This is a genomic window from Colwellia sp. TT2012, assembly GCF_001440345.1.
Classification (GTDB): Bacteria; Pseudomonadota; Gammaproteobacteria; order Enterobacterales; family Alteromonadaceae; genus Colwellia.
In genome coordinates this window covers 1-7855 of record NZ_LJYX01000030.1, presented here as the reverse complement: position 1 = coordinate 7855, position 7855 = coordinate 1, and the positions used below count along the sequence as shown (strand labels likewise).

General features: G+C 36.4%; 8 protein-coding genes and 1 pseudogene. 8 read left to right on the top strand and 1 reads right to left on the bottom strand.

Translation table 11 applies throughout. The features are described 5' to 3' along the window. Positions 1-181 precede the first annotated feature (181 nt). The 8 genes from ASU03_RS18145 (at position 182) to ASU03_RS18110 (ending at position 7557) form a co-directional block, all read left to right on the top strand. Entirely contained in the window at positions 182-673 is a 492-nt protein-coding gene (locus ASU03_RS18145; protein ID WP_057833197.1) for a DoxX family protein, read from the top strand. Between the two features lie 396 nt (positions 674-1069). Further along, positions 1070-1423: a hypothetical protein gene (locus ASU03_RS18140; RefSeq protein WP_057833196.1), complete on the top strand. Its 354-nt coding sequence runs from the start codon at positions 1070-1072 to the stop codon at positions 1421-1423. Positions 1424-1891: 468 nt separating this feature from the next. Continuing rightward, positions 1892-2362 (top strand): hypothetical protein, encoded by a 471-nt coding sequence (locus tag ASU03_RS18135; RefSeq protein ID WP_057833195.1) that lies wholly within the window; start codon positions 1892-1894, stop codon positions 2360-2362. 128 nt (positions 2363-2490) lie between these two features. Beyond that, on the top strand, positions 2491-2778 hold the full coding sequence (locus ASU03_RS18130; protein ID WP_057833194.1) for a hypothetical protein: 288 nt from the start codon (positions 2491-2493) through the stop codon (positions 2776-2778). Positions 2779-2894: 116 nt separating this feature from the next. After that, positions 2895-3284: a glyoxalase/bleomycin resistance/dioxygenase family protein gene (locus tag ASU03_RS18125; protein ID WP_057833193.1), complete on the top strand. Its 390-nt coding sequence runs from the start codon at positions 2895-2897 to the stop codon at positions 3282-3284. Positions 3285-4034: 750 nt separating this feature from the next. Beyond that, on the top strand, positions 4035-4316 hold the full coding sequence (locus ASU03_RS18120; protein WP_057833192.1) for a hypothetical protein: 282 nt from the start codon (positions 4035-4037) through the stop codon (positions 4314-4316). A 1760-nt stretch (positions 4317-6076) separates the two neighbouring features. Further along, a complete protein-coding gene (locus tag ASU03_RS18115; protein WP_057833191.1) occupies positions 6077-6658 on the top strand; it encodes a GNAT family N-acetyltransferase in 582 nt (193 codons plus the stop codon). A 428-nt stretch (positions 6659-7086) separates the two neighbouring features. Continuing rightward, the gene (locus tag ASU03_RS18110) at positions 7087-7557 is read left to right on the top strand and encodes a GNAT family N-acetyltransferase (protein WP_057833190.1); all 471 of its coding nucleotides are present in this window, start codon (positions 7087-7089) and stop codon (positions 7555-7557) included. 78 nt (positions 7558-7635) lie between these two features. Here the strand turns inward: ASU03_RS18110 and ASU03_RS18105 are convergent. Further along, a pseudogene (locus ASU03_RS18105) lies at positions 7636-7855 on the bottom strand (IS110 family transposase); the annotation flags it as partial.

Below are 7855 nucleotides of genomic sequence, written 5' to 3'. Positions count from 1 at the left end.
TTCACGGTTTGGTATTTTCATTACGGTGCGTTTAAGTTATTGTTGTACTTGGTGAAAGTATGTTGCAACTAACAAGCAAATCAACAGGGACACGTAACACTTGCTCGGTTCCACTTCGTTTCACATTTTAGCAAGTATTACTTAGCCCGTTATTTGGGCGTTATGTTCTTAGGATAGTACTGTGGTAACTCCAATAATAATTCTTCTAATTCTTTCTTCTCCGTTGGGGCTCGCCTTTGCTTATGCAAAATTCAGAGAGGTGCCAGTTGATATTAATAAATATGCTTGTTGGGGCTTAGGTCTGGCATTTATATTTTTCTTTATTGGTCATATTGTAAAAACTGACGGGATGGTTGAAATGCTACCTTCTTGGGTACCTTTCAAAGTTTCATTAATATATTTTACAGGCGCTCTCGAATTAATAGTTGGTATTGCTCTTTTTAAAACTAAGCTCCAACCTATTGCAGCAAAATTTGCTATTCTCATTTTTGTATTGTTTTTTCCTGCAAATATATACGCAGCATTAAATAGTGTTGGGCTAGGTGGTCATCAATGGGGAGCTGTTTATTTGTTGATACGTGCGCCATTGCAAATCATATTAATCGCATGGGCATATTTTTTGTGTGTAAAGAACATAACAAGGCATTTAAACGGAACTAAAACAGTTGGTTAGGTTCCGCTTCGCTTCACATTATAACCAACAATTTTAGTCCGCTTAATGCGGCGTTAGTTGGCTAATAAAAAATATCTTATAAGTGCTAAATAATTCAGTTTCACCAATTCACTGTTTGGTGCTTTACCGCGAATAAGTTAGTCACTTTTATCACGTTTCTGAAAGGTGTATTAGCGTAACTATTCGCTTTAAATAGTGAGTGTAATGGCTCAAATTCACGGTTTGGTATTTTCATTACGGTGCGTTTAAGTTATTGTTGTACTTGGTGAAAGTATGTTGCAACTAACAAGCAAATCAACAGGGACACGTAACACTTGCTCGGTTCCACTTCGTTTCACATTTTAGCAAGTATTACTTAGCCCGTTATTTGGGCGTTATGTTTTTTTGGAGAATCCGGTGAATACTAAAAAAATAGTGGCTATAAATATTGTAATTATACTCGCTTGTATAACTTCATACTTCCGCACAGTAGCTCCTCGCTTATTTACTGAAGAGGTGGTTGATTCCATGCTTGTTATTGATGAAAAGATTCAAGTTGCTATTGATAATAAGGATATTGAAAACATTGAAGATTCTCTTAAAATAAAATACGCTCAGATTAAATATTTAAGAACAATGGATGAAAATAAAATTTCGTATCTAATAATTAATATAATACTAATTTTAATTTCATCAGTTTATACCATTGTTTTAGTTATTCGCAGCAGTAATCATCAAAAACATAACAAGAAAATAAACAAGGACACGTAACCGTTGGCTGCGTTCCACTTCGTTTCACATTTTAGCCAACAATTTCTTAGCCTGTTATTTAGGCGTTAGTTGGCACCACGAAATCAACCCCATATTAATGTGTAAGAGCTGTGTTTTCTAAATTAACTTGGTGGGTTACGCCTCAGTTTTCGCCAGAGAGGTTTGGTTATATTCGCTAATAGGATTTACGCTTTTTAAGACACTTTGCGGTAAAGCCATTAGCTAGTTCAGGCAGTATTACTTGGCTCAAAAATCAGGGTTTGGTGAGTCGTGGTGCTAAGTGTTTTTGGCGTCTTCCTCCCATCCCATAAATATGGTAACTTGTTGTTAGCTTTGTGCTTTTAACAACAAGCAACTAACAAGAACATCAAACGGAAAAATTACAGTTGGCTGTTTTTCGTTCCTCAAACATTTTAGCCAACTGTAATTTTCCGCTTATGTAAGCGTTATGTTTACAAGGAAGGTTCGGTGCAATCTAATAATAAATTAAGCGAGACGCTTATAGCTTTAATCGGTATATGGTTAGTAGTTTCACCAATCCCCGATTTTGTCGCTACTATATTTGCCTATTCAACTACTGACTTCGGCGAGTCAGGGAACCAAATGCGATTTATTCCAATTATTCACCTTTCGACCAAACTCCTTTGTGGTTTAGGGTTAATATTCACTAGAAGTAAAATTGTCAGCATTCTTAGTTTAGATATTAGCACTCCTTCAGACACTCGTAATCTATTATCCGCTAGTGTTTTTCTGCTGGGTGTTTATTTTATATTAAATGGTTGTGTAGCATTCGGTCAGTTTTACGCTACAGCACAATCGGATAGTTTAAGTGATCCCTACTTATTTTGGCAAGGTACATTTTCTACCGCTAGTGGTGTTATTGTAGGCATAATGTCTTCTAGGCTTGGTAAATTTTGGTGGCTATTAAAGCGTTCGTAAACATAACAAGCAATTCAACGTGACACGCAACAGTTGGCCGCGCTCACTACGTTCACAAGTATGGCCAACTATTACTTAGCCCGTTAATTGGGCGTTAGAGTTTTTTCGAGTCGAGGATATAACTTTATATGGAGTCGAACATAAATAGCTACCTTCGCATAGCTATTGTTAATCACATTATATTTCTACTACTTGTTCCTCAAAGTCGGTGCGGGGAAATTATCAATCAATGTAATGGAATTGAAGCTGGTGGGTTACTATTATTCTTTTTTTTATTATTACAAGCAGGCTTAGAACTTATAATTATCTCAGCATTTATTATTTCTATGTCTAGTAAAACAATATTAAAAGCCACTCAACTTAATACAGCATTATTTTTTGTAACTTTATTGTTGGCTTTTAATGCAGTATTTTAAAACTCTAACAAGGCAATTAAACGGAAAATTTACAGTTGGCTGTTTTTCGTTCCTCAAACATTTTAGCCAACTATAATTTTCCGCTTATTGCGGCGTTATATTTTCAGGGAGGTTCGGTGGATATTCAAAATCAGGGCATCATATTAAATGTCTTTAACTTTGATAAATGTGTTTCATTTTATAAAACGGTTTTTAATTTACCTGAGATGTTTACAAAAACTGATGGTGACTTTAGATTAACGTGTCTAGAATTCGGCAGTTCCTATCTAATGCTAGAGACAGGCGGCGTAGCTAGCGAATCAGAAAAGGATATATCCCAAAACCCCACCATACTAAGATTCAATGTTGCGAGCATTCAAAAAGCACTAGAACATATTTGTAAATTTGATAGTAGTGCTGAAATTATTGAAAATGATTGGGGATCAATAATTAGGGTTATAGACCCTGATGGTAACCCAATTAGTATCAGAGATAATTCAGGATTTCAGCGTCATATGAAAATATAACAAGAAATTAAACAAGGACAAAAAACAGTTGGCTTTTGCTCCTGCGTCGCTTATTTTAGCCAACAATTTTTTGCCTGTTAATTAGGCGTTAGTTGGCTAATAAAAAAGATCGTCTAAGTGCTAAATAATTCAGTTTCACCAATTCACTGTTTAGTGCTTTACCGCGAATAAGTTAGTCACTTTTATCACGTTTCTGAAAGGTGTATTAGCGTAACTATTCGCTCTAAATAGTGAGTGTAATGGCTCAAATTCACGGTTTGGTATTTTCATTACGGTGCGTTTAAGTTATTGTTGTACTTGGTGAAAGTATGTTGCAACTAACAAGCAAATCAACTGGGACACGTAACACTTGCTCGGTTCCACTTCGTTTCACATTGTAGCAAGTATTACTTAGCCCGTTATTTGGGCGTTAGTTGGCTAATAAAAAAGATCGTCTAAGTGCTAAATAATTCAGTTTCACCAATTCACTGTTTGGTGCTTTACCGCGAATAAGTTAGTCATTTTTTGTGTGTTTCTGAAAGGTGTATTAGCGTAACTATTCGCTCTTAATAGTGAGTGTAATGGCTCAAATTCACGGTTTGGTATTTTCATTCCGGTGCGTTTAAGTTATTGTTGTACATATTGAAAGTGTGTTGCAACTAACAAGCAAATCAACATGGACACGTAGAGCTTGCTCGTTTCCGCTTCGCTGCACATTTTAGCAAGCACCACTTAGCCCGTTATTTGGGCGTTAGTCTCTTGAGGGAATATATGTCTAATCAAATCAATGTTACAGAAAATTTTATTTTTGAATTTAAGGAGTGGGGAACTGATAAGGAAGTGATATCTAGAAACTATTCAGAAATTAGCACTCCAATTAAATGCTCTAAACTAGTGTGTAATCAGCCCAATTTACATGTATACGATGTTATTAGCAGTATGATTCAAAATGATAAGCTTTCCGGAATTTTGAAATGTAAGGGGTTTCAGGATGGTACTACTTTCTCATGTGGTGCTTTCTTTGAAGTGAGCGCTATAGATAACAGAGACTAACAAGCAAATTAATAAGGACAAATAACAGTTGGTTTTTGCTCCTGCGTCGCCTATTTTAACCAACTATCATTTGCCCATTATTTGGGCGTTAGTTGCTTTTAAAAAATAAGCTTTAGGGCAGAACAATTAAGTTTCGCCAGTTCAGGTTTTGTAGTTTACCGCGAATAGGTTTATTCACTGTTTGTTAGGTCCTTCAGGCTAGAAATAGTAAAACCATTCGCTCTAAGTTGGTTAATCGAGTGGCTCAAGTTCACGGTTTGTATATAAATAACGGTAAGTTGTAAGTTCGTGTAGACTCTAGTTCAACCAGTGTTGCAGCTAACAAGGTTTTCAAACGGACAAATTACAGTTGGCTTTTTGTTCGTGCCTCACTTACTTTTAGCCAACTGCAATTTGCCGCTTAAAACGGCGTTAGTTTGCTATCAGTTTTTACAGGGGAAGTAGTTAATAAATTCTGGTGAGTTTGTTAATAAAAACGATTCATCACAGGAAGTGTCTAGGTTTACCCTTTGTCATTTATTATTCAAACTTCCATATTGTGTAATTCACTTTAAGTCTTAACTTCTCTGTAATTTGTTGATAGTGTTGTGGTTACAAAATTTAAGGTTTGTTGGTTTTGCTAAAGAGGGCGGTCAAGCCGCATCAAGTCCGCATAACTAACAAGAACATTAAACGGAAAAAATACAGTTGGCTTTTTTCGTTCCTCAAAATTTTAGCCAACTTTAATTTTCCGCTTATGTAAGCGTTAGTTTGCTATCAGTTTTTACAGGGGAAGTAGTTAACAAATTCTGGTGAGTTTGTTAATAAAAACGATTCATCACAGGAAGTGTCTAGGGTTACCCTTTGTCATTTATTATTCAAACTTCCATATTGTGCAATTCACTTTAAGTCTTAACTTCTCTGTAATTTGTTGATAGTGTTGTGGTTACAAAATTTAAGGTTTGTTGGTTTTGCTAAAGAGGGCGGTCAAGCCGCATCAAGTCCGCATAACTAACAAGAACATTAAACGGAAAAAATACAGTTGGCTTTTTTCGTTCCTCAAAATTTTAGCCAACTTTAATTTTCCGCTTATGTAAGCGTTAGTTTGCTATCAGTTTTTACAGGGGAAGTAGTTAACAAATTCTGGTGAGTTTGTTAATAAAAACGATTCATCACAGGAAGTGTCTAGGGTTACCCTTTGTCATTTATTATTCAAACTTCCATATTGTGCAATTCACTTTAAGTCTTAACTTCTCTGTAATTTGTTGATAGTGTTGTGGTTACAAAATTTAAGGTTTGTTGGTTTTGCTAAAGAGGGCGGTCAAGCCGCATCAAGTCCGCATAACTAACAAGAACATTAAACGGAAAAAATACAGTTGGCTTTTTTCGTTCCTCAAAAATTATAGCCAACTGCATTTTTCCGCTTATGTTAAGCGTTATATGCGGTTAAAACCTGAGTATTAGAGCAAGACAATCTTTTTAGTTTTACGCTAAATCAGGTTCAGTTTAATTACTAATAAGCATTGCCTCTTTTACCTTTTTCAAAGGTGGCAACGCTATTAAGTTTATTCAATCAGTTGTGAGTAGCGTAAAAATTCACAGCTTAATTATGTATTACAGTGCCTTTAAGTTAGTGCAAAGCTTGGTTCAACCAGCGTTGCATATAACAAGCAATTCAACGTGACACGCAACAGTTGGCCGCGCTCACTCCGTTCACAAGTATGGCCAACTATTACTTAGCCCGTTAATTGGGCGTTAGCAGAACAAACAAGGTATGTCGTATGAATTGGTTATCTGCTCCTCAAATAAAAGGTCGGTACGTTACTCTAGAGCCACTGAGTATTGAACACATTGAAGAGCTAAAAGAGGCTGTTTTGGATGGAGAGCCCTGGAAGTTATGGTATGCAAATGTACCGTCTCCTGAATCAATGAATGAATATGTAGATGTAGCCATTAAAGAATCAAAAAAAGGTAATATTGCCTTTGCGGTAAGGTGTAATAATACAAGTAAAATTGTAGGGACAAGCCGATTTTATAACGTTGATGCTAAAAATAAGCGAGCGATGTTGGGTTATACATGGTACTCATCATCGGTGAGGCGCTCACCAGTTAATACAGAGTGTAAATTACTTTTACTATTGCACGTTTTTGAAAAGCATTCCGCAATAGCTGTTGAGTTTAGAACTCACTTCTTTAACCAAAGCTCTAGAAAAGCCATAGAAAGGTTAGGAGCTAAACAAGATGGTATTATCCGAAACCATCAAATTTTAAAAGATGGATCTATTAGAGATACTGTTGTTTATTCAATCATTAATTCTGAATGGCCAGCGGTAAGAAACAATTTGCAGAGTAAGTTCTGCTAACAAGAACATCAAACGGAAAAATTACAGTTGGCTGTTTTTCGTTCCTCAAACATTTTAGCCAACTATATTTTTCCGCTTATGTAAGCGTTATATGCTATTAAAACGTAGCTTTAGATAAAGTGATTTCTAGTGCATAGTTTTTCGCTAAAACTGGTTTAACGCAGGTCACTAATAAGCTTTGCCTAGTTACCTTTTTCAAAGGTGCAAAGCTATTAGTTTTGTTCAACCTTTAACGTGTAGCGTAAAAGTTCACGGTTAGGTTGTTTTATTACGGTCGCCTTTAAGTTATTGTATCGCTTGCTTTTACCTGCGCTGCATCTAACAAGGCCATCAAACGGACACGTACAGTTTGCTCGCGCTTCGCGCAGTTTAGCAAAGTGTACTTAGCCGCTTATCGCGGCGTTATGTGACTATGGAGATAGTATAGAGTGCTGATAAGAGTTGCTAATAAAGATGACCTGTCCATTATTGCTGGGTTACTTGTTGAAACACAGAAAGCTCATGTAGCTGCATATCCAATGCGATACATCCCATTATCTTTATGCGACGCAAAATTAAGTCTCCTTGAAAGGCTAGATTCGCCAGGATTTATCGTTGCGGAGCTAGATAGTTGTGTAGTTGGTTATGCTGTGTACAACATTGTTGTTACAGAGCAAACAACAATTTTACGCGTTCGACAATACTGTTACCTTCAGCAAATTGGAGTTGATGTACAAAAGCGAGGTAGTGGTATTGGGCATGTTCTGATCGAGCATGTAAAGAATGAATGTCATAAACAAGGTGTCAATGACATTGAATTAGATGTTTGGGCATTCAATGCTGGTGGTCAAAAGTTTTTTGAAAAATCTGGATTTGAACCATATGGCTTTAAGTTAAATGCGTGCATATCAAGCCAATAAAGCAGGACTGCTAACAGCTCGACTGGTGATGAGTTAATTCGTCACATAACAAGTGACTATGGTGTCAATTATTAATTTCTAACTCATTTTAGGATCCCAATAGACACCATCTCTTACCATCGAATTTAAGATCACAATCATCTTTCTTACACAGGCAATTATCGCTACTTTCTTTGGTTTTCCTGCGGCGACTAAACGCTGATAAGTCGCCTTAAATACAGGGTTACATTGTATGGCCGACATCATTGACATGAACATGGCAGTACGTATTTGATGTCGCCCACCACGTATCATTCGC